At 57.0% G+C, this 21,649-nt stretch carries 13 protein-coding genes; 3 read left to right on the top strand and 10 right to left on the bottom strand.

Features of this window, described 5'->3' with window-relative positions; genetic code table 11:
* Window positions 1-26 precede the first annotated feature (26 nt).
* The 5 genes from ACHZCJ_RS10085 to ACHZCJ_RS10065 all read right to left on the bottom strand — a co-directional run bounded on the left by ACHZCJ_RS10085 (window position 27) and on the right by ACHZCJ_RS10065 (window position 7,921).
* Window positions 27-1,238, bottom strand: coding sequence for a CoA transferase (locus ACHZCJ_RS10085; protein ID WP_321326077.1), 1,212 nt, complete (start codon window positions 1,236-1,238; stop codon window positions 27-29).
* Window positions 1,235-3,109 (bottom strand): hydantoinase B/oxoprolinase family protein, encoded by a 1,875-nt coding sequence (locus ACHZCJ_RS10080; protein WP_159646358.1) that lies wholly within the window; start codon window positions 3,107-3,109, stop codon window positions 1,235-1,237. The genes ACHZCJ_RS10085 and ACHZCJ_RS10080 overlap by 4 nt, the downstream gene beginning before the upstream one ends.
* Before the next feature lies 1 nt (window position 3,110).
* Window positions 3,111-5,168, bottom strand: coding sequence for a hydantoinase/oxoprolinase family protein (locus tag ACHZCJ_RS10075; RefSeq protein ID WP_321326073.1), 2,058 nt, complete (start codon window positions 5,166-5,168; stop codon window positions 3,111-3,113).
* A 13-nt stretch (window positions 5,169-5,181) separates the two neighbouring features.
* Window positions 5,182-6,108: a hydroxymethylglutaryl-CoA lyase gene (locus ACHZCJ_RS10070; RefSeq protein ID WP_321326071.1), complete on the bottom strand. Its 927-nt coding sequence runs from the start codon at window positions 6,106-6,108 to the stop codon at window positions 5,182-5,184.
* A gap of 142 nt (window positions 6,109-6,250) precedes the next feature.
* Window positions 6,251-7,921, bottom strand: a complete 1,671-nt coding sequence (locus ACHZCJ_RS10065; RefSeq protein ID WP_321326069.1) for an alkaline phosphatase D family protein — start codon at window positions 7,919-7,921, stop codon at window positions 6,251-6,253.
* Between the two features lie 165 nt (window positions 7,922-8,086).
* On the opposite strand from ACHZCJ_RS10065, the gene ACHZCJ_RS10060 reads away from it, so the two are divergent.
* Window positions 8,087-10,876 carry a TonB-dependent receptor gene (locus ACHZCJ_RS10060; RefSeq protein ID WP_321326068.1) on the top strand — a complete coding sequence of 930 codons (2,790 nt, stop codon included), beginning with the start codon at window positions 8,087-8,089 and terminating at the stop codon, window positions 10,874-10,876.
* 124 nt (window positions 10,877-11,000) lie between these two features.
* Window positions 11,001-11,843 carry a hypothetical protein gene (locus tag ACHZCJ_RS10055; protein WP_321326063.1) on the top strand — a complete coding sequence of 281 codons (843 nt, stop codon included), beginning with the start codon at window positions 11,001-11,003 and terminating at the stop codon, window positions 11,841-11,843.
* Window positions 11,844-11,984: 141 nt separating this feature from the next.
* Here ACHZCJ_RS10055 and ACHZCJ_RS10050 read toward each other — a convergent pair whose 3' ends face one another.
* Window positions 11,985-12,440, bottom strand: coding sequence for a (2Fe-2S)-binding protein (locus ACHZCJ_RS10050; RefSeq protein ID WP_321326061.1), 456 nt, complete (start codon window positions 12,438-12,440; stop codon window positions 11,985-11,987).
* A gap of 14 nt (window positions 12,441-12,454) precedes the next feature.
* Window positions 12,455-14,836 (bottom strand): molybdopterin cofactor-binding domain-containing protein, encoded by a 2,382-nt coding sequence (locus tag ACHZCJ_RS10045; RefSeq protein WP_321326059.1) that lies wholly within the window; start codon window positions 14,834-14,836, stop codon window positions 12,455-12,457.
* Between the two features lie 245 nt (window positions 14,837-15,081).
* On the opposite strand from ACHZCJ_RS10045, the gene ACHZCJ_RS10040 reads away from it, so the two are divergent.
* Window positions 15,082-16,665: a sulfotransferase gene (locus ACHZCJ_RS10040; RefSeq protein WP_321326057.1), complete on the top strand. Its 1,584-nt coding sequence runs from the start codon at window positions 15,082-15,084 to the stop codon at window positions 16,663-16,665.
* Between the two features lie 107 nt (window positions 16,666-16,772).
* Here the strand turns inward: ACHZCJ_RS10040 and ACHZCJ_RS10035 are convergent, their stop codons facing one another.
* The 3 genes from ACHZCJ_RS10035 to ACHZCJ_RS10025 all read right to left on the bottom strand — a co-directional run bounded on the left by ACHZCJ_RS10035 (window position 16,773) and on the right by ACHZCJ_RS10025 (window position 21,629).
* Entirely contained in the window at window positions 16,773-19,187 is a 2,415-nt protein-coding gene (locus ACHZCJ_RS10035) for a TonB-dependent receptor (RefSeq protein ID WP_321326054.1), read from the bottom strand.
* Window positions 19,188-19,354: 167 nt separating this feature from the next.
* Window positions 19,355-20,368: a sterol desaturase family protein gene (locus tag ACHZCJ_RS10030; protein WP_321326053.1), complete on the bottom strand. Its 1,014-nt coding sequence runs from the start codon at window positions 20,366-20,368 to the stop codon at window positions 19,355-19,357.
* A gap of 298 nt (window positions 20,369-20,666) precedes the next feature.
* Window positions 20,667-21,629, bottom strand: coding sequence for a YncE family protein (locus ACHZCJ_RS10025; RefSeq protein ID WP_159646328.1), 963 nt, complete (start codon window positions 21,627-21,629; stop codon window positions 20,667-20,669).
* Between the last annotated feature and the right edge of the window lie 20 nt (window positions 21,630-21,649).

Here is a 21,649-nt window from a genome sequence, read left to right as displayed (position 1 = left end):
ACCCGCCCCTTGGTTGTTGTCCGTCGCTAGATTACGCCTTGCGCCGCCAACCGGTCCAGTTCCTGCTCGTCGATGTCCGGCAACTGGCCGTAGATTTCCGTATTATGCTGCCCGATGCGATCGGGAGCCGGGGTGCGTACCGCGCTTGGGGTGCCTGATAATTTGGGAAAGGCATTCTGCATTTTCAGTGGGCCCCAGCGAGGCGTTTCCAGTTCGATAATCGCTTCCCGTGCGGCGAAATGGGGGTCGTCCATCATTTCCGGTGCGCGATACATTTTCCCCGCGGGAATGGAATGTTCGATCATCAGGGCTTCCAGTTCGTCAACTGTGAGCGTTCGGGTCCATGCTTCGATGAGTTCGTCCAGCTCGATCTGGTTGGTGCCACGCGCCACATGGTTGACATATCGTGGATCCGACGCCAGCTCGGGCCGTTCCATGGCCTTGCAGAACCTGGCAAATACCGCGTCCTGATTAGCGCCGATCAGATATTCCCCATCCGCGCATTTATAGACGTTTGACGGGGCTATGCCGGGCAATACCGAACCGGAGCGTTCACGGATATAGCCGGAATAGTCGTATTCGGGCACGACGCTTTCCATGACCTGCAGTACGGCCTCGTAAAGGGCGCTATCCACGACCTGGCCCTTGCCGGTGGTTTCGCGCGAATGCAGCGCTGCAAGCGCGCCCATGCAGCCGTAGCTGGCGGCCATCGTATCACCGATGGAGATGCCCATCCGGCTCGGCGCACGATCCGGATCGCCGACGATATAGCGCCATCCGCCCATAGCTTCGCCGATTCCGCCAAAGCCTGCGCGGGAGGAATAGGGCCCTGTCTGCCCATATCCGGAAACCCTTACAATGATCAGGCGCGGGTTAATTTCGTGCAGGACATCCGGACCCAGGCCCCATTTCTCCATGGTGCCCGGTTTGAAATTTTCGATCAGGATGTCAGCGGTGGCGGCAAGCTTGCGAACGAGTTCCTGTCCTTCCGGAACGCGAAGATTGGCTGACACCGCCTTTTTGTTTCGTGAGACTACTTCCCACCAGAGCTTGTCGTCACCGCGACCCCAGTTGCGCATGGGATCACCGCCGCCCTTGCCGTCAACCACGGGTGGTTCGACCTTGATGACTTCCGCACCCATATCGCCCAACAGCTGGCCGCAAAACGGTCCGGCGATCAGTTGCCCCATTTCGATAACGCGGATATCTTTCAATGCGCCTGTGTTTTCCTCAGTCATTTCGCTTCTTTCATAGTCTGCCAGACTGGCTGGATCGGTGCCGGCAGTCCGGTTTCCTCTTCACAATTTGCCCGGAGTGTTTCGATATCCGGTCCGAAATCGAAGGTCGGAAGATCCGGACGTTCCGCCCTGATCGATGCGCGGAGTTTCTCGGTTGCATCTACATCGACGATACCCTGCTCGTCGACGACCACACCATATTCAAGCGCGCCGCTGACGGTCACCAGCCCCTGAACAATCTCCTTGCCGATCAGTTCCGGATCGCGTTCGAGGGGGTCGCCCCAGCCGCCTCCGCCCCAGGTGATGAAGTGCAGCTGGTCGTTTTCGTCTACGTGGAACTCCTCGACCTTGTTGCCGACAATTTCCCGGGTGCCGTCGGCCTTTTCCAATATCTTGCGGGCGCGTTTGCCCGGACGGCCGCCATTGACACCCCATGGCGGTACGAACCAGCGATCGTCATGGATCGATATCGTTCCCTCACTCAGGAAACGGTAGGTCATGTGGATACCGTTGCCGCCACGGTGCAAGCCCGCGCCGCCGCTATCGGCCGCCGTTTCATAGCGTTCGATCACAAGCGGGAAATAGCGTTCGAGAAACTCGTTCGGAACGTTGGTAAATCCGGGCCAGAGGGAGTGGCCATCGGGGCCGTCGCCCAGCGGTCTGCCGGGTATGCCGCCAAAGCCGATCTGGAAGAGCTGGAACCATTCTCCTTCCTTGTCATAGCCGGAATAAAAGAGATGGGGAGAAGAGCTGAATCCCGCTCCGTTCAGGAACTCCGGCGTCTTCTGGCCCAGGAGACCACCCAATATGTCAAAAATACGTCCCAGAGCATGCGTGCGCCCGGAGAGGGCCGCGGGGAATTTCGGTTTCAGCAATGAACCTTCGGGGATGCGGACTTCAATCAGGTCGTAGAATCCGTCATTGAACAGGATTTGCGGATCAAAGACCATGATCATGTAGATGCCGAAGAACATCTTGAACATATTTTCATTGAGCAAGAAGTTTATCGAGGCCTGGCTTTGCGGGTCTGTACCATCGAAATCGAGGATCACCTTTTCGCCGTCGCGCCACATCGTGCATTTGATCTTGTAGGGACCGTAGCCCATGCCGTCATCGCAGATATAATCTTCGAAGCTGACCTTCTCCTCGCCAATCGCCATTCCGATCAACTGTTTCATCGCGCGATGATTGCGGGCCAGCAGTTCTTGGGTGGCGCTGATGTAAATATCGTCGCCGAAACGTTCCGTCATCTCGATGACGCGCCGGGCTGCCACGCGGCAAGAGGCCACGATGGCGTTCAGATCCGCCTGGCACCAATCGGGCATGCGAGTCTGGTGCATGACCAGTTTCATCAGATCATCATTATACTCGCCTTTCCGCCAGATTTTGACGGGTGGGATACGGACGCCTTCTTCAAAAACAGACTTGGCGTTGATCGGCATGGAGCCGACGACCTTGCCGCCGATATCGGATTGATGTCCGAACATCGCGGTATAGGCGATCAGGCGACCTTCCTTGAAAACAGGAAGCAGCACCAGCCAGTCATTATTATGGCTGACCGCGCCTTCACAACTATAGGGGTCTGAAAGCAGAACCATGTCGCCGTCTTCCAGCGTGCCATCAAACTGCCGCAGGAAACCGTCGATAAAGCTGCCGAACTGGCCGACGATCATCTTGCCGTTATGGTCTGCGATCAGCGGGAACGCATCGCCCTGTTCCCGTATCCCCGGTGACATTGCCGTGCGCACCAGTGTTGCGTCCATCTCGATACGGGCGTTGCGCAGGGCATTCTCGATGATATCGAGGGTGACCGGATCGATATCTTTTTTGGCAAATGGGGTATTGTTTGTTTCAATGATCGTTGCAGGCATTTTATTCCCCTTCCGCCAGATTAATCAGAATATTCCCGACGGCGTCGACCGTTGCTACGCAATCGGATTCGATGAGCGTCGTGGAGTCCATTTCGACGACAATGGCAGGGCCGGGAATTATATCTCCCTGCGCCAGTTTGGAGCGGTCGTAGATCACACCATCCTGCTCCTTGCCATCCATCCACAATTTGTGATCGCGTATTTTCGCCGCCGACGGGTCGCCATTGCCTTTTGGTAGCGTGGAGGAAGGCAGGTCGAGTGACCGGCCAAGCGCAACGGCACGCAAATTCACAATTTCGTGCGGCGAATCCATGTTGAACGTGAAAAGGCGGTTATGCTCCTCGTCAAAGCGATCCAATATGCCCTGTATCCCACCCTGTTCGAGCATTTCGGGCGTTATGGTCAAGGATACTTCGAACGCTTGTCCGGCATAGCGGACATCAATCTCGAATTCGCTGCTGATATCGGCGTCGTCCACTCCGTCACTGAGCAGTTCGGCGCGGGTTTGCGTCGCCATTTCCGACAGCAGGTCAATGAGTTCGCTGGTTTCGGTTTCAGACGCAAATTTTGAAAATGATCGCGCGGTTTCCGTCCGCATCCGGGTCGTGGCATCGCCGAGGGCGCACAACACGCCGGGCGACATCGGAGACACTGCGGGCCAGCTGCCAGTCAGCTTTGCAACGGCATTGACGTGCAATGGTCCTGCGCCGCCAAAGCCCATGAGCGCGAAATGCCGTGGATCATATCCTTGCTGGACCGAGATCATGCGCAACGCGCCGAACATATTTTCATTCACGATATCGATGATGCCGCGGGCCGCTTCCATCAACCCGATGCCCAGAGCATCGGCAATTTTCTGTACCGATTTGGTCGCGCCTTCGCGATCAAGCTTGAAGCTACCGCCGAGCAGATTTTCCGGAAGATATCCCAATACCACATTGGCATCCGTCACGGTCGGTTCTTCACCGCCTTTGCCGTAAGCCACGGGGCCAGGTACCGCTCCGGCCGACTGTGGCCCGACCCGGAGCGCCTTGGTCAGTTCCGGCACATAGGCAATGGAGCCACCGCCGGCCCCGACGGTTTTTACATCGAGGGAGGATGCCCGTACGGACAAATGGCCGACATCGGTGGTTCGCACCCGCCGCGGTTCGAGATTCTCGATCAGCGCGACGTCGGTTGATGTGCCTCCGACATCAAGCGTCAGAATATTCTGCAGCCCGGCATTGCGGCCCACCCAGATCGCTCCGGTGACGCCGCCTGCGGGTCCGGACATCAGAATGTCGACGGGATGTTCCTCGGCCTTCTGGGATGACATCAAGCCACCGTCGGATCGCAACAAGGACAGATTTCCGTCCAGACCTTGGTCTGCGAGCTTGGTACGCAAACTCGAGATATAGCGGCTGACCACAGGCCGTACCGCCGCGTTGGCAACGGTCGTCAAGGTGCGTTCATATTCCTGCATTTCAGGCAGGACTTCGTGGCTGAGCGACACCGGAATGCCGGGCAGGAAATCCTGCACCATTTCTCCGATCCGCTTTTCGTGCGAGCCATTGGTATAGGCATTGACCAGCGACACCGTAACCGCTTCGACGCCTTGTTGCTTGAGCGTCGTGATCGCGCTTGTGATGCTTGTCTCGCTGAGCGGCCGCAGCTCCTGACCGCGAGCGTCCATGCGGCCATCGACCGTGACCGTGTTTTCGAGTGCGGCCAGCGGTTGCGGCTTGGGCCACACGATCCATGCGGCCAGGCCGCCCGGCACCAGACTGCGGGCAATTTGCATGATGTCGCGATAGCCCTCTGAGGTGATCAGCCCGACTTTCGCGCCCTTGCCTTCAAGAACGGCATTGGTGGCGACCGTGGTGCCATGCAGGAAATATTCAATTTCCCGGGCATCGACTTCCGCCTTTGCACATATCGCGGTCACGCCGGTCAGAATACCTTCGGAACTGTCGTGCGGAGTGGACGGCGTTTTATGTCGCCAGAACGCGCCACTTTCGACATCAAACAACAATAGATCGGTAAATGTTCCGCCTACATCAACGCCCAAACGATAACCCATATACTATCCTTTATTATGCTTGCTGTGGAAAGGCGGGTGCGATTGCCACCAACCCAGGCAGTTTCTTGTTCATGACCCCGGATAACCAGCTGTTCGCAGCGATTAACGCGTCGAGGTTCATTCCTGTTGAAATTCCGGCACGCTCCAGCATGTAGATGACGTCTTCGCTGGAAACATTGCCCGCTGATCCCTTCGCAAAGGGGCAGCCGCCAAGGCCACCCAGCGCAGTGTCCACTGTTTGTGCGCCCGCCCGGACTGCCGCCCAGACATTGGCGAGGCCGGTACCGCGCGTATTATGGAAATGCACTCGCACCGGAAGCGGGTCTATCGCGTCGCGCACCCGCTTGACCAATTGCTCGACATGGGCCGGATTGGCAACGCCGATGGTGTCCGCCAGTGCAATTTCTACCGGTCCGGCTGCGGCAATAGATTTGGCCATCGCCACGACACGATCCTGTTCAATTTCGCCTTCAAACGGACAGCCGAACGAGGCACCAATGGTGCACTGGGCGCTCAGCCCCCGGGATTGTGCATAGGTGATTATGGCCTTGGCCGATTCGACCGAACCGTCGCTGGTCTGTCCCTGGTTGGCCATCGCAAATTGGTCGGTGGAGACGGCAACCGCGCCCAGTTGCAGATTGCGTCCGGTCTCCGCGGCCCGTTCGGCACCGCGCAAATTCATGACCAGACCGATATAGGTGACATCATCCCGGTCGGGCAGAGCGGCGCATACCTCGTCTGCGTCAGCCATTTGCGGTACGCGTCTGGGATTGACAAAGCTTGCCACCTCGATGCGCCGACTGCCGGCATCGATCGATTTTTCAATCAGCCGAACCTTGTCCGCAGTACTGACGATAACCTGCTCATTCTGCAGACCATCGCGCGGTCCGACTTCAACGATCTCGACGGCATGGTGATTTGGAGAGATGTTTGTACTCATGGCCAACGACTGAAACATCTTGACTGATCCAAGAACGCTATTGAGTCAATCTGCTCACTGTGCGGACAGTGGCCGGGCAATCATATCTGGGGTTTCTATTGCGCCGTCCCTCCGCCGGGGGCGGCCTCGGTTTCGAATTGAATCATTCGCTAAACGAAAGCCTGCGGCTTCCCCGGGTAACCTGCATGCGATGGGTGGCGCTGACCTCTGCCGTGCGGGCAAAGCGCGAGGGGATGAAGAGCCATTCATTGACAATCCTGTCCGCCTCTATGTCCAGCACCATATAGCCCCGCTGGCTGGTATCACACCAGACAAGATCAGGATTGGCGTCGACAAAGCGCTTGGCTATGGTAGCCGGATCGCCATGATAGCGCTTGTCCATGCCAAGCGATGATACACCCTGTACCGCCAGTTCGACACCGACCGGCCGATCGTCATGGTCGAGGTTAAACGCCCAGGCATTATGGCTGTCGCCGCTCAGTACGACGAGATCGGCTTCGGCATTTTGTGATGCTTGCAGCAAGCGGCGCCGAGCCGCGGGATAGCCTTCCCAACGATCCATATGGATCGGTACCCCGATGGCCGCGAGGCGCGCCGCCCGCTCCATCTCTGCAAGCTTCCGGTTGCTCGGCCTGTCCCCGGGGCCAAAGAAGGCTTCAAAATCTTCCGGCATCCGGGATCGTCCCATGATTACCTGCTGGGCCAGTATTTGCCATTTTGTCCCCGATGCAGTGGAGGTAGCGAGCGATTCGGCGAGCCACTGTTCCTGTCCCGCCCCCATCATGGAGCGAGTCGGATCGTTGAGCGGCCCATCGCGGAAACTCATTGCCGCGGCAGCGATATCTTCACCATGGTCATTGATGGCCTCTTTCAAATCCAGCTGCTCCGTGCGTCCGGTTAGCCGGGTTTCCAGGCGAAAGAGCGTCGCCAGATCGCCTAGCTGATATTCGGAATATGGCTTTTCCCGCATTGGCAGCCACTCGTAGAAGGCCTGCACACCCGCTGCCATCCTGTCCGTCCAGCGCCCTTCGCTGGCGGGATCATGATTGGCCGCTCCGTTTGTCCAGCTGTTATTCACGGTTTCATGGTCGTCCCACATGACAATAGCCGGAAAACGCCGGTGCAACTCCTGCAAAGCTGGGTCGGCACGATAGCTGGCATAGCGCTTGCGGTAATCGGAAAGGCTAACCACCTCGTGCGCGGGCTCGATTCCGCGCAGCTCAGCCATCCCCTCGAGCGCATCGGAACGGCTGAGCTTGGATTCATAGATATAGTCGCCGAGGTGTACCAGCAGGTCGATATCATCGCGGGCCGCAGCATGGGCATAGGCGTTGAACCAGCCCGATGTTGCGTTGGCGCAGGAAAAGACACCGATCCGGAACCGCTCCAGTGGACCTTCCGGCAAGGTGCGGGTGCGGCCCGTGGGTGACAAGTCGCCATTGGCGGCCCGGAACCGGTAGTAATAATATGTCCCAGGCTTCAGCTTCTCCGGCCGGGTATGAACGCAAAAATCCCGGTCCGGCGATGACAGGGCGGACGAGCGGAAAACAATCCGTTCGAACTGCTCGTCTTCAGCGACCTCGACTTGCAGCCAGACCGCTGCAGCATCAGGCGATACATAGCGGGTCCACAAGGTAACACTTCGCTGTTCCGGATCGCCACTGGCGACCGAGTGGGTAAATGCCGCCCGGGGGGCTGCATCTAGCGAACCGGACATCAACAGGGCGGGGCCGATAGCAGAGGCCCGGAGGAGCGAACGCCGTGACAGCGGTGGAAATGTCGGGGATGGCGGCGCGCATTTTTTCTCGGTCATGGTGGCGGGCTAACGTCTTGTCGTGACACAATAATTAAACGACCCGAACTATTAAAAACCGACCAATAACTTTCACATTTACTACATGTTGCAGCAATCAGGCCGTCATGCACGACCGCTAGCTGACGCCCCGTAAATGGTTCACTCAAAATTGGGGATAATAAAATGGGTCGTGAATTTCTTAACCGTAAAGGGAGCCGCACGCGCTGGCTTCGTGCCGCCATTCTGGCTTCTGTGGTCATGCCCGGTACGGCAATTGCCGGCGATGTTGTCGGGACGATCAGTAGCGCATCGCTGGATCGACCAGCGCGCGGAGTGACCGTGATGGTTGAGGAAACCGGCCAGTCGGTCGGCACCGATCAAAATGGCCGCTATGCGATGCTCGGCCTCGAGGCTGGCTCCTATACGCTGGTCATTCTGCAGCCGGGCTACACGGAGCAGAGGATGGAAGTCACGGTGCCGCAGCAAGGTTCGGTAACCGCGGATGCCAGCATCGAACTAGCGGGCAATGCCGCGGACGGTGCGATCGTTGTAACCGGTGCCCGCACGTCGCGTCTGCTGGCGATCGAACGCAAGCGTTCGCTGCCGGTCATTTCCGACATCGTCTCATCCGACGGCATCGGCAAGCTGCCCGACTATAATACTGCGGAAGCCCTGCAGCGGCTGCCGGGTATCTCGGTCGAGATCGATCAGGGCGAACCGCGCTATGTTGTCATTCGCGGTGTCGACCCCAATCTCAATCAGGTGACCATAGACGGCAATATTGTCGGCATTCCGGAGGCCGAAGGCCGGCGCGTGGCTCTTGATACCATCCCTTCGGACCTTGTCGCCGCCATCGAGGTCGTGAAAACCGTAACCCCCGATTATGACGCCAATGCCATCGGCGGTTCGATCAATATCGTCACGCCGACAGCATTCGACCAGAACAAGCCGTTCACTTATATTTCCGGCCGCGGTATCTATAACGGGGCTTCGGACAAGCTGGGCTTCGCCGGTAGCGCGATGCACGGCCAAAGGATCGGACCGGACGAGAGCTTCGGCATCGTCGCCGGCATCAGCTATTCCAAACGGTTCATCGACAGCCAGCTGGTCGATCCGCTAGGCTGGACCGAAGTTGCGGACGGATTTTTTGCCCCTACCGGCATGCGCTATTTTGATTATTCGATCATGCGGGAACGCATTGGCGCTATCCTGAACCTGGACTGGCGGCCCAGCGATAATGTCCACCTCTATGTTCGCAATATCTACAATGAATTTACCGACGTAGAGGGGCGCGACCAGTTTGATTATGACATGGCTCGCGGCGACATCACGTTCCCGGCCCCCAATCAGGTGACCTACTCATCCGGCCGGGCGTCGCGCGAATTCCGTCAGAACGAACAGACCCAGAAGCTCTACAATATCTCGCCCGGTGGGGATTTCAGCTTCGGCAATGTCGAACTCGCGCTGAACTATACTTATGCGCATGCGCAGGAGCATACGCCGGTACGTGACGATATCGAATATCGCTCGGGCAGCGTCGCGGTCTCGACCATTCTTGTTGAAGGCGAAATGCCCACGTTCGTTGACGTCGATGAAGCCCTGTTCGATCCGGCATCCTTTCCGCTGCGCCGCATTCGTCTGCGGCGGGAGACGATTGATGAGGATCTTCATGCGATCAAGGCCGACGTAAAAATCAGCTTTGCCGACGTTAGCGACAGTTTCGTCAAATTTGGCGCGAAATATACCGACCGGACCAAGGACCGCGACAATTATCAGGAGCTTTGGGAACCGGTCACCGACGTTACCTTTGCCGATAGCGGAACAGCGCTTGCAGAAATCGCCAATTTTTATGACGGCGATTACCGCTTCGGACCGGCGATGGATTATGCCGCCACGCTCGATTATTTTTTCGGCCAGAACCCGGGATTGCTCGTCCTCGACGAGGAAACAACCGGCTTCAATGACAGCGCCTCCGACTATCGCGTCAGCGAAAAAATATATGCCGGCTATGTCATGGCCAGTCTGGAGCTGGGCGATCTGACCGCCATTGGCGGCGTGCGGATCGAGCGGACCGAAGGCACCTATGATGCCTTTGCCATCCGCGATACCGACGGCGACGGCTCGATAACGGTCTCGGATATCGCACCATTGAGTTTCGACCAGAACTATACCCATGTCCTGCCAAGCCTGGCGCTCAACTACCGCCCGCGGCCAGATGTAGCGATCCGGGCAGCGTGGACCAATACCATAGGCCGTCCCAATTATAGCGATGTCGTACCGACATTCGAGGAAGAGGATGGTGAAGGCGAGGCAGGGAATCCGGGTCTGGAACCCTATACCTCCATGGGACTTGATGTTTCGGCCGAATATTATCCGGATGCCGAGAGCATATTCTCGCTCGCCATGTTCTACAAAAACATCAAGAATCCGGTTTACACGCAGCGTCTGGTTGACACGAGCTTTGCGGGGATCGACCTGCTCGGCCTTTCACAGCCGCAAAATGCCAGCGATGGAGAATTGTTCGGCATAGAAGCCAACGCGGTGAGAAGGTTGACATTCCTGCCCGCGCCGCTCGACGGTCTCGGCATCTCGGCCAACGTGACCTTTGTCGACAGCAATGTGAATGTACCGGGCCGAGCCGATGATCTGCCTTTCTTCCGGCAGTCAAAATGGATTGCCGGTGGCGCGCTCTTCTACGAGAAGGGGCCGATCGAGGCGCGGGTGGCCTTGAGCTACCGCGATGCTTATCTCACTTCTGTCGGTTCCACGAGCGCGAGCGATGGCTATTCGGCCGGGCGGACCGTGCTGGATGCGCGTCTCTCTTACCGTCTCATGAAGGGCGTGGAGCTTTTCGGCTCTGTTTCCAATATCACCGAGGAACCTTCGATCGCCTATCAGGCGGTAAGCAGTCAGATATCGGCACGGGAAGCCTATGGCATCAATGTCGATTTCGGTTTCAGCGCCAGTTTCTGATCCTTCGGGACCATGCATGATATGCAGGGCGAGCGGTCAAAAATGATCGCTTGCCTTTTCCCGGAGGACAACTCCGTTTCTCTAAGCAAAGGATGATGGTGTGATCAAGGCCTGGCAATTCTCAATGCTGTTTGTCTTATTGTCTGCTCCCGTCGATGCTACTCCGCCCATGGCCAGCGAGCCGGTGCTGCGCCAGCATCAGGGTGACACTGTTCCCGTCCCGCTGATGCTCGATGCGAAGACGCTGGCGGTCTATGAAGCCCCTGAAGCCGACCAGGGGGCGGCTGCAGATGCGGAGCATTTTTACGCCATCGACAACAGCACGATCGGCAAATATCGGTTGGCCGATGGGGCGGCTGTCGCCCGGTGGAGCGATCTGCCTACGCCCGCCATCGAACATCTCAACAGTTGCTATGTCGATGCGGCGCTTCTCTGGTGTGCCAATTCCAACTATCCCGCCGTCCCGATGGGCTCGTCCATCGAAATTTTTGATACCAAAACCATGGAGCACCGCACTACCCGCAGTCTCGGCATGATGGAGGAAGGTTCGCTGACCTGGTTTGCAGCGACCGAAACCGGCTTTCTAGCGTCCTTTGCCCACTATGACCGGCGTGGAGTCCCCTATAAGGACCATCGCTACTCCAGCGTTGTGACCTTCGACAAGCAGTGGCGGCGCACGGGCGGCTGGCTGTTTCCTGAAGCGGTAACCGGTCGCATGGCACCCTATGCCGCATCCGGTGGCGCCATCGGTCCCGATGGCAGACTATATATATCCGGCCACGACCGGCCCGAAATCTATGTGCTGGAAGCACCCGCCCGCGGGCCATATCTGGCGCATATTGCGACCATCTCGCTCGAAATAGAGGGGCAGGCCTTTTCCTTTGCGCCGGACAATAGCCGGACAATCTATGCGGTTGATCGCAAACTGGGTCTGGTGAAAGCCATAGCGCTGCCAAAAATTCCATGATGTTGTGGATTTAACAATTCAAGGCGGCGCCCGCCATTCGTTAGCCTGCGCGAGGTCACAAGCTCTGAACGAATGAATATTGAGGAAATGTGGAAATATGCGGCGCTGCCTTGAAGATACGCCCGGCAAAAAGTAGCCCGATCAGAGCTTCCCTGCCGCTTGCTTGATCGCACGCCTGATGCTCATGTAGGTTGCGCAACGACAGATATTGCCGCTCATTGCCGCATCAATATCCCCGTCGGTGGGACTGGGGTTTTCGCTAAGCAAAGCGGTGGCGGCGAGTATCTGGCCGGACTGGCAATAGCCGCATTGGGGCACATCATTCTCTACCCATGTATCACGGATCACATCGGCGGCGGCTCCCGACAATCCCTCGATCGTCGTGATCTTGGCCTTGTCGAGGCTGTCGTGAGGCGTGATACAGGCACGGGTTGGCGTGCCATCCACATGCACGGTGCAAGCGCCGCATTGCGCGATACCGCATCCGAATTTGGTGCCGGTCATTTTCAGATGGTCACGAAGCACCCAGAGCAGGGGCGTCCCCGCTGCCGCCTCGACTGTTTCGTCTTTGCCATTTATGTTCAGTGTCGTCGCCATGAAATGCTCCTCAATCAACGTGTCGAGATTGCTGGTATATCCAGCGTGTCACGATTGGCCCCCATCAGCGGCAAAGTCCTGAAGCGCTTTCCGGTAGCATTGAAAATTGCATTGGCCAGTGCTGGCGCTGCAGGCGGTGTGGGCGGCTCGCCAACGCCTGCAGGCGGGCTATTCGATGCAATGATTTCTACTTCGAAAATCTTCGGGGCCTCATTCATCCGCATGACTCGCCAGCTCGGAAAATTATCCTGCACGACTGCACCGTCTCTGGCGCTTATCTCGCCATAAAGGGCGTTTGACAGGCCAAAGATTGTCCCGCCTTCCATTTGTGCTTTTGTATGACGCGGGTTGATCACCGTACCGGCATCCGCCGCGAGCCATATGCCCGGGATAGTCAGAGCTCCATCCGCGGCAACCTTCACTTCGATCACGGTCGCTACATAGGTCAAAAATGAACGGTGAACCGCAATGCCGAGGCCATGGCCATCGGGAAGCTCTCTCCCCCATTCGGCCATTTCGGCTGCTCGCCTGGCCACATTCGCAAGCCGAGCGGTATCGACTGGATAGTCTTCGGCCGAACCACCATAATTCCCATAGCTTGCCTGCTCTGCATTGGGGTCGACCAGTCTCGGTTCGCCGATCAGTTCGAGCAGATAGTCCTTTTGGTCACGGCCAGCGGCATTCGCTAATTCCGCAGCAAAGCTCTGGACGGCAAAAGCGTGGTAGATATTGGCAACGGACCGCAGCCAGCCAATACGCAAATGGCCCTTGGCCGTACCTGATTCCACCTGCAAATTGGGGATGGCAAAGGGCACATCGGTTGCGCCCATGCCCATTTCACCGTCGGATGGCGCGTCCGTGGCGGCGTTGAAAGTCGAGCCGATAGGCGGGAAAACGGAACGATGACGGTAAGCGGTACATTTGCCTTCACTGTCCAGCCCCGCTTCGAGCCGCTGTGCGCTCGTGGAATGATAGAAACCGTGCCGTATCTCATCCTCTCTGGTCCATGTCACCTTGACCGGCTTGCCCACCTCTCGTGCCACAAGAGCCGCCTCGACAACGAAATCCGGTTTGGACTTTCGCCCGAACGCACCGCCTAGCCAGGTAGCGTGGACGGTGATATTCTCCTTGTCGACGTCGAGCAGGTCGGACAGCGTTTGCCGGGTTGCCTGCGGGTCCTGAACACAGGCCCAGCATTCAAGCTGGTCACCGGTCCAGCGAGCGGTCGCCGCAGGAGGCTCCATCGGCGATTGCGAGAGATGCGGCGTATAATATTCGGCAGTGACGGTTTTGTCAGCAGATGCCAGCGCGGTACCGACATTGCCGCGGCTGCGGCGAACAGTGCCCGGCTGTTTCGCCTTCGCTTCCATTGCCTTGCGAAAATTGTCCGAGTCATAACCTGCATTGGGGCCGTCAAGCCATTCAACCTCGAGCGCATTGCGCCCCTGGATCGCAGCCCAGGTATCAACTCCTACCACCGCTACTCCACCGAGCGGCTGAAACAGGGCAGGCGGTTTTGCATCCGGAAGTTTAACAGTTCGCATGACTCCGGGAACAGCCAGTGCCTTGGCATCGGTAACCGCGCCGGTTCGCCCGAAGACTTGGGGCGGCCGGGCAATGACGGCATAGACCATGTCGGGCACATTGACGTCGATGCCGTAAGTGCCCTCTCCTCTGGTGATTTTCGGAACAGTGAGCGAAGGAATTTCCTTGTTTATGAAGCGCCAGTCCTCTGGCTGCTTCAAAACAATCTCGGATTCTGCTGGAACCTGCAGCTTGGCGGCAAGCTCGGCCAGATTGCCGTAAGACAGGGTATCGCCATTCTCGCTGTTCGAGACCTTTCCCATCTCGGCGCTACATCGGGACGGATCCATTTTCCAATAAAGGGCAGCAGCAGCCACAAGCATCTGCCGCATCGCCGCGCCAGCAAGGCGCAGCCGGTGAAAATTGTAGCGAACCGAACGCGATCCATCCGTGTTCTGGTCGCCGTAACGCTCATGACCCTCAGCCTGAACGATTTCGACGTTTTCCCAGTCAGCTTCCAGTTCATCGGCAATTATCTGCGCCATAGAGGTCCAGACTTGCTGACCCATTTCCGAGCGATGGCAGGTAATCTTGACCGTCCCGTCTTTTTCGATCGCAATCCACAATGACGGTGTCGCATCCCCGCCCTCCACTTTGGTCAGCGGGCTGGGACCTGCTTTGGGAATCTTCATAGTCGAAGCATCGATCGTCGGTTCCGTGTTGGAACATCCTGCGAGCGTTACGGCGACAACGAAAAGACCGGTTCCGGCAACAAATCCGCGACGCGTGAGATTGACAATGGAAGCGGGCCGATCGGCCGGTACCGGATCTTTCTTACGAGAGGGAATGATTCCAATATCTTCCAAGAACATCTCAAACCTCTTCAATCGTGGCAATAAAACCGGTGCTTCACGATCCGTGCGGCACGCAGAATCAATCTAACACAATTTATTACGAAAAGAAGGAAATATATTACGATGGACCTTTGATTTGATGATTGACCGGCCCGTTCGCTTTGACAGCGCCCGATTAGCGGTTAATAAGATAAGCCAATGGACCATTCCGCAGCGCATTCCCGATCGAGATATTCAGAGTCAGTGCTGATTGCCGACATCCGGTGGATCGCGATTCCGTTTTGACGCTGGAAGCACAAGCGAGGGAAGCGTTGAAGCGCGGCGACATACCGGCCGCGGCGGCTGCCGCCAGATCCCTGATATCGGCAGACGAGAACCTGCCTGCAGGATATTTTCTGCTCGGTATTGCTGCAGCGGAAGCCGGCCAGATCGGTAAAGCCGTGCCCCTGGTCGAGGCTGCAGTCGCGCGCGGGCCCGAAGCGGAACATCTGGCACAGCTGGCGAAGCTGCTTATCCTGCTGCGCCGCGATGGCGATGCAGCGGAGGCCGCGCGAGAAGCGATGGCGCTGGCACCGAGCGACGCGCGCACGTTCGATACGATCGGATGCGTTTTCACCCGGCTTGGTGATCATGAGGGGGCGGTCGAACCTTTTCAATCGGCGGTCGCGGCCGAACCGGATAATATCGACTATCGCTACAATCTCGCGGCGGCGAGCGGCTTCACCGGCCGGGTCGAGGATGCCCTGACCCATTATGAAGCCATCATCGCTGCAGACCCGGGCAATGCGCGCGCTCACTACGCCCTTGCCATAGCCGCCCGCCAGACACCAGAATCCAACCATGTGCCGAGACTGAAAGCGGCCCTTGCAACCGCACAAAAGCCTGGCGACGGGTTGCGTATCCGTTATGCGCTGGCGAAGGAACTGGAAGATATTGGCGACCCGGAATCATTCCGCCATCTTTCGACGGCCAATGATGAGCACAAGCGTTCCCTTCGATATGATTTCGCGCAGGACGCGGCTATATTCGACGCGATCGAAGCTTTGTTTTCCGAGCGCAGCCAAAGCCTTCACGCAGGATCAGGACGATCCGACAAATCACCGATATTCGTGGTCGGCATGCCCCGCACGGGGACCACGCTGGTTGATCGCATTCTTTCTTCCCACCCCGATGTGGTCTCGGCGGGGGAACTGCAGGCGATGCCGCTTGCGGTCAAGCGACTGGCGGAGACATCGTCCCGTACCGTCATCGACCCGGAGACAATCTTGGCGAGCGGCAATATTGATCCGGCGAGGATCGGTGACGCCTATCTCGCTCAGGCCGAACACCATAGGCATGAGGGCGCCGCCCGGTTTACCGACAAGTTACCAGCCAATTTTCTCTATATAGGCCATATCGCGCGCGCTCTGCCTCAGGCAAAAATCATCTGCCTGCGCCGCAATCCGATGGATACGGTCTGGAGCAACTATAAAAATCTCTTCGCCAGCCAGTCTGCCTATTATGCTTATTCTTACGATTTGCTGGACACGGCGCGCTATTATGCGCGCTTCGATAAGTTGATGGCAATGTGGGAGAAACTGTACCCCGGTCAGGTGCTGCAGCTATCTTACGAACAACTGGTCGCGGACCAGGAAGTGCAGACCCGGCGTCTGCTGGAACATTGCGCTCTTGACTGGGACGAAGCCTGCCTGACTTTTCACGAAAATAGTGCAGCCGTGGCAACACCGAGCGCCGCGCAGGTTCGCCGCCCCCTCAATGCCGACGCGGTGGGCAAATGGCGCACGCACGAAGCGGCACTACAGCCTGCACGGGCTTTTTTCGAGAAACAGGCTATTCCGATCAGATAGGGCATGTTGCGCTGGCGCGGCCACAAGGAAACATGTCGAGAATAGGCCAGGGGCACCTGCTGTCTCCAGCCGATGCCCCCTTCTTCCTCGATCGTCAATTTAGAGCATCAGAACTTGATCCGCCCTTCTATGCCGACGGTCCGCGGGTTGACAACGGCCTGGCGATAATAGCGTACGGTGACACCATCATTGACGCCAATTCGCGAGCGATCATTGGCGACCGACACCACTGCATATTTGTCGAAAATATTGTCGACAAACAGGCCAACCGTGAACCGTTCGGTGTTGTAGGAGACGGATGCCCGGTTCAGGATATAGCTTGGGATCTTATCGCCATAGGCGCGATCCCAACCAATCCGCGACACGACATTGCCGCGATAGGTCGCGGTCCAGTTTGCGATCAGATCGCCATCCATGACCGGCTTGACAAAAGTGACACCCAGGCTGGCGGTGTTCTTGGCCGAACCCGGAAGGCGATCGCCGGCCAATGCATCGAGTTGTACGAACCGGTTGGAATAGTCTCCAGGTGTCTCGCGAATGGTGATAATCCCCGGCACATCCTCTGTCAGTTTGGCATCCGTATAGGAATATGTTCCCTGTAGCGTCAATTCCGGCGTCGGCTTGAACTGGAACGAGGTTTCGAACCCTTTCGATTCCGCTGAGCCACCGTTTACGGTAATTCCGGTCGCACCATAAAGCGTAGAGGAATTGACCTGAATACCGTTCCATTTGACCTGGAAGACATTGAAGTTGAACGACAACATATTCTCAAACAATTGCGCACGCATACCAAGTTCGAGATTCTTGGTCGTGTCCGGCCCATATTGCAGTTCGTCAGGCAGGGCACAGATTATCTGCTGGCCGGGTGTAATATTGTCCGGGCAGGGCGCAACACGGTTTGGACCGCCAATACGATAGCCCTTGCTGTAGGTAAAATAGGCCATCAGGTTGGGGGTGAAATTATAGGAAGTGTTCAACTTCCACACCCAGCCGTCCTCTCCCGCATCACCGCCATTGACAGGAAGATCGTATGGACTGAGCGGGTCGCCAAGTACCGGCAGCGCAGCGGCACCAGCGATAGTGGAGCTATAATCGAAATATCGCGCACCAGCAGTGACTTGCCATTCAGGCGTGATCTCGAATGTACCTTCGCCGAAGATTGCCTTCTCGGTTACCTTCGAACTGATATAGCTTACATATTCAAGCGCTTCCGGATTGGTCACCGCATCTACCCAAGGGTGGTTCGGTATATGCTCCGCATAATCGCTCTGATATTTAATCTCGTTGTAGAAGCCGCCCACGACCCAGCTAAACGGACCACCGTGCCGTGATACCAAACGAATCTCGGCGTTTTTCTGTTTGCGGGTGGTATCCGATTCATTCCAGGCTGCGAAAGCGGGGAAGAGTTCATAATCATAATCCAGATCGAGCAGCAGGTCGGTAACGTCGCTCTCGCCCCGATATTTGACCTCGGTATAGGCGCCGGTCGCAACGATATCGAAGATATCCGCGACATTGGCATTGACTTCGGCGCTAACAAGATGAGCATGGCGTTTGACCGGTTCCGTGAAGCGGCTTGCATTTTCGTAACGGCCCGTACCGAGGACACCGGCGCTGTTCGATTGTGCGCCGCCGGTCTTGGTCTGCTGATAGGCATAAGTCAAAGTCAGCTTGAGATCTTCGCTGGTCTGCAACAGCAGCTGGTTGCGTGTGGTGAAGGTCCGCTCGTAGTTGAGATCTTTCTCTCTGGTGAGATTTTCGGCATAGCCGTCGGCAGAAATGCTGTCGGGACCGTCCGGTTGCGGAAGGGACACGCCGGGCTCTTGTACCAATGTCGTATAATCGATGAAGCCGGGATCAAAATAATAGCCGGTGGCAGAACGGAATGCGACGTGATCCTCTACGATCGGAATGTTGATCATTCCGTCGACCTGGACACCGAAGGAGTCGCTGTGAGACTTGGCGTAGACGCGGCCGTGTGCCTCTCCTTCGACTTCGTTCACTTTGGGCCGGTTGGGGATATAGCGGATCGCGCCGGCCAATGTACCGAGGCCATAAAGCGTCCCTTGTGGCCCGAGCAGGGTCTCGACACGTTCAATATCGATCAGTTTGAAATCGTAATAAAGGGGAACCTCTCCGAGATAGACGCCCAGCGCGTCGTCATAGGTTGCACCGGCATCACCTACTCCCGAGGCATTGAGGCCCCGCAGAACGATCGTACCGGTAGAGCCCGGGCCCGTATCCGAAATCGTTAGTCCTGGCGTGAAATCGGCGAGATCGCGCACGTCGTCGATGCGGTTCCGTTCAATGTCTTCGGCGCTGGCAACCGAGATGTTGACTGGCGTCTCCATAAGTGTCGTGGCCCGCCGCGTTGCGGTAACAACGATCATATTGTCGCTGCCGGCTTCTTCAGCCGCAATGTCTTCCGACATGTCTTGAGCCAGAACAGGTGTGGCGACCATAGTGCCGGACAATATTGTCGCTGAAAGCAGGCCTAGCTTGAATCTTGCGTCCTTTATCATTTTTCTTATCCCTCATTTTAAATGCCCCCGTGGGCCAGACGTTCGTCGTTCATCCTGCGACTTTGTCTTGAGGATTTTTCAGTTCGCCGGCTTACCGTTTTTCGGCTTTCAAGCTGGCGCTTCTGAAATTGCGGTTATGATTCCGCCCAATTTTTGCGTTCCCGAACTTATTTTTCCAAGTGCTCTCCTCCTTGAGTGGTGGCTGCCGATACGTCGGCGCGCGTGGTACCGAATTTGTTGATTAAGGGTTGAAACGGGAAGACAAACTGCTCGTAAATCGACAGGCGTTTGCGGTCATCCTGTCCTACCTCTTCGGATTCTCCTTCGCGAAAAGTGCCGAAAATCCGGTCGAGCAGGATCAAGGAATTCCCATAGTTGCAGCGCGTATCTTCATAGCTTAACGCGGTGTGGTGGAGACTGTGATGGCGGATGGTGGTGAAGAAATAGGAATAGAAGAGGGGCGGGTTCGAACGCACATTGGCATGGGCGAAGGTGGACACCACGGTGAGCACGTTGAAGCCGCAGAACAGCGCAGCCGTGTCGAGATCAAAGATCGCGATCACGCTGAGGCTGATCAGGAACAGTTCGATCGGATTGCCGACAGATCCTTTCATGGCATTGAGCTGCGTAATGTGATGGTGCGGCGCGTGGGTGAGCCAGGCGGGGTACCAGTCATGCATCAGCCTGTGCATCCAGTATTGGCCGAATTCATATAGAAAGATCACCAGAGCGACCTGCAGCAGGAACGGGATCTGCATGGCCCATTCCGTGCTGATTCCGACCGATTCCTTGAGCGAGGCCAATGGTTGGTCCGCCAGCGTCTCTGTTGCCCATCCGATCGCGGTATATTGGAGTGCCAGATAGAAAAGATCGGTGGCGAACTCCTTGCGAGTCAGGCGCCAACCCTCGTGGCGTTCGAGAATCTGTTCCAGACCCAGAACAAAAAAGCTCACGGCGAGGCCGGCTACGACGATCGACCATGGATTCTCGGTGACCGGCGTTGGCGCAAACATCCAGAACAGCACGACGGCGACCAAGGTTGCAGGAGGAACGAGATTGATCAGTGTCTGCCTGACCGGGCTTTCGGTTGGTTCAGATCTGGATATTTTGCAGGAGCGAACAGTTGCGACGCCGACCGGCTTCGCCTCTGCAGCAGTTTCGCGAGCTGATGTTCGACCCATAGAAAACCTCCTACCAGACCGGAAATCGGCCTAATGCCTCAGGTTTTCTTCTCCCAACGAAAGCCGTTCTCAAACGCGACGCTGCCTACGATAAAGATATTACCTAATGCGTCAAGAGTAATAACAATGGCTTGTTAGCAAGTGCACAATAAATTTGCCAAACATCCGAAAACTCTGCTTTTTTGGTGTTCGACAGACCCCTCGGACACGCAAGGCATGTCTCGTGGCTGTGTTGGTTTCGGCTTTCACGAAGCTGCAAAGACGATGGCGAATCAGGACAGGCGGCCACAGCCGGATGTTATTCTTGTTCGGCTTCTACCCCGGCGCTGCTCCACCAGGAAATTGAGTGTACGTCATGCGCGCTCGTCCAGATGCCATCGGGCGTATAGCGTATGGCGCCGCTACCTGCGGCAGCACCCGGCCGGGCGAGAATCTCCAGAGTTGCCGCATCAATGGCAACGAAGGTCTGGTCGTCGGTTGTCCGCAGCCAGACTATGCCGCCACCGGTGTCAATATCACCATAAAGCAAGCTATCGCCGACTTTGGTCCGGCCAGTAACCGTGACGGTGTCGGGATCGATCCGCGCAACCGTGCCGTCACCCTGTTCCTGTACCCAGACGCTTCCTTCTCCGGCGGCCAGAAAACCGGGTTGTTTGCCGAGTTCGGTTTCACCGGTCACTTTGTTGGTCAACGGGTCGATCCGCTGAATGGACCGTTCATCGCTGGAGACCGCCCACAAGGCGTCCAGACCATAAGCAAGGAAAAATGTCTGCGGCGCGACATCGACGGTAGCGACCACTTCATTGGTTTCTGGATCGATGCGAGAGACTTTGCCTGCCGCATCACTTGGTACCCAGATCGATCCTGCTCCGGCGACGACATTCGTTTCGCCTTTCGGGTTGGCGATGCCGGTGGCGATCATCGCTTCCACTTCCCCGGTTTCGAGGTTGATTCGATAGAGGTTGGCATCTTCGCAATTGGCTACCCATAACGAATCAGCGAATATGGCCATCGTGCCGCATGGGCGGGGAATCTCGACTGACGCCAGCATGCCTTCGGTCGACCATTGTTCGACCCGGCCTCGATTGGTGGCCCACACTGTGGCACCATCGACCGCCAGAAAATCCGCGAAGTCAGGCACTTCGATCATCTGTTCTTTCAGATCCACCGCTTGCATCAGGCTTGGAGAGTCAGCTGGCTCCTGATCTGCCGGAGAGCAGGCCGCGGTAACAAATAGTATCAGGGCGATCGAACGTTTCATGTAAATACTCCTGCGAAGTG

This window comes from uncultured Parasphingorhabdus sp. (assembly GCF_963677535.2).
Lineage (GTDB): Bacteria > Pseudomonadota > Alphaproteobacteria > Sphingomonadales > Sphingomonadaceae > Parasphingorhabdus.
The sequence above is the reverse complement of the archived record's forward strand: the minus strand, read 5'-3'. Positions and strand labels throughout refer to the sequence as shown.

What these genes read in the sequence shown, in the direction of transcription:
- ACHZCJ_RS10085 (WP_321326077.1), bottom strand. Translation starts at nt 1,238, where the DNA reads ATGACTGAGGAAAACACAGGCGCATTGAAAGATATCCGCGTTATCGAA.
- ACHZCJ_RS10080 (WP_159646358.1), bottom strand. Translation starts at nt 3,109, where the DNA reads ATGCCTGCAACGATCATTGAAACAAACAATACCCCATTTGCCAAAAAA.
- ACHZCJ_RS10075 (WP_321326073.1), bottom strand. Translation starts at nt 5,168, where the DNA reads ATGGGTTATCGTTTGGGCGTTGATGTAGGCGGAACATTTACCGATCTA.
- ACHZCJ_RS10070 (WP_321326071.1), bottom strand. Translation starts at nt 6,108, where the DNA reads ATGAGTACAAACATCTCTCCAAATCACCATGCCGTCGAGATCGTTGAA.
- ACHZCJ_RS10065 (WP_321326069.1), bottom strand. Translation starts at nt 7,921, where the DNA reads ATGACCGAGAAAAAATGCGCGCCGCCATCCCCGACATTTCCACCGCTG.
- ACHZCJ_RS10060 (WP_321326068.1), top strand. Translation starts at nt 8,087, where the DNA reads ATGGGTCGTGAATTTCTTAACCGTAAAGGGAGCCGCACGCGCTGGCTT.
- ACHZCJ_RS10055 (WP_321326063.1), top strand. Translation starts at nt 11,001, where the DNA reads ATGCTGTTTGTCTTATTGTCTGCTCCCGTCGATGCTACTCCGCCCATG.
- ACHZCJ_RS10050 (WP_321326061.1), bottom strand. Translation starts at nt 12,440, where the DNA reads ATGGCGACGACACTGAACATAAATGGCAAAGACGAAACAGTCGAGGCG.
- ACHZCJ_RS10045 (WP_321326059.1), bottom strand. Translation starts at nt 14,836, where the DNA reads ATGTTCTTGGAAGATATTGGAATCATTCCCTCTCGTAAGAAAGATCCG.
- ACHZCJ_RS10035 (WP_321326054.1), bottom strand. Translation starts at nt 19,187, where the DNA reads ATGATAAAGGACGCAAGATTCAAGCTAGGCCTGCTTTCAGCGACAATA.
- ACHZCJ_RS10030 (WP_321326053.1), bottom strand. Translation starts at nt 20,368, where the DNA reads ATGGGTCGAACATCAGCTCGCGAAACTGCTGCAGAGGCGAAGCCGGTC.
- ACHZCJ_RS10025 (WP_159646328.1), bottom strand. Translation starts at nt 21,629, where the DNA reads ATGAAACGTTCGATCGCCCTGATACTATTTGTTACCGCGGCCTGCTCT.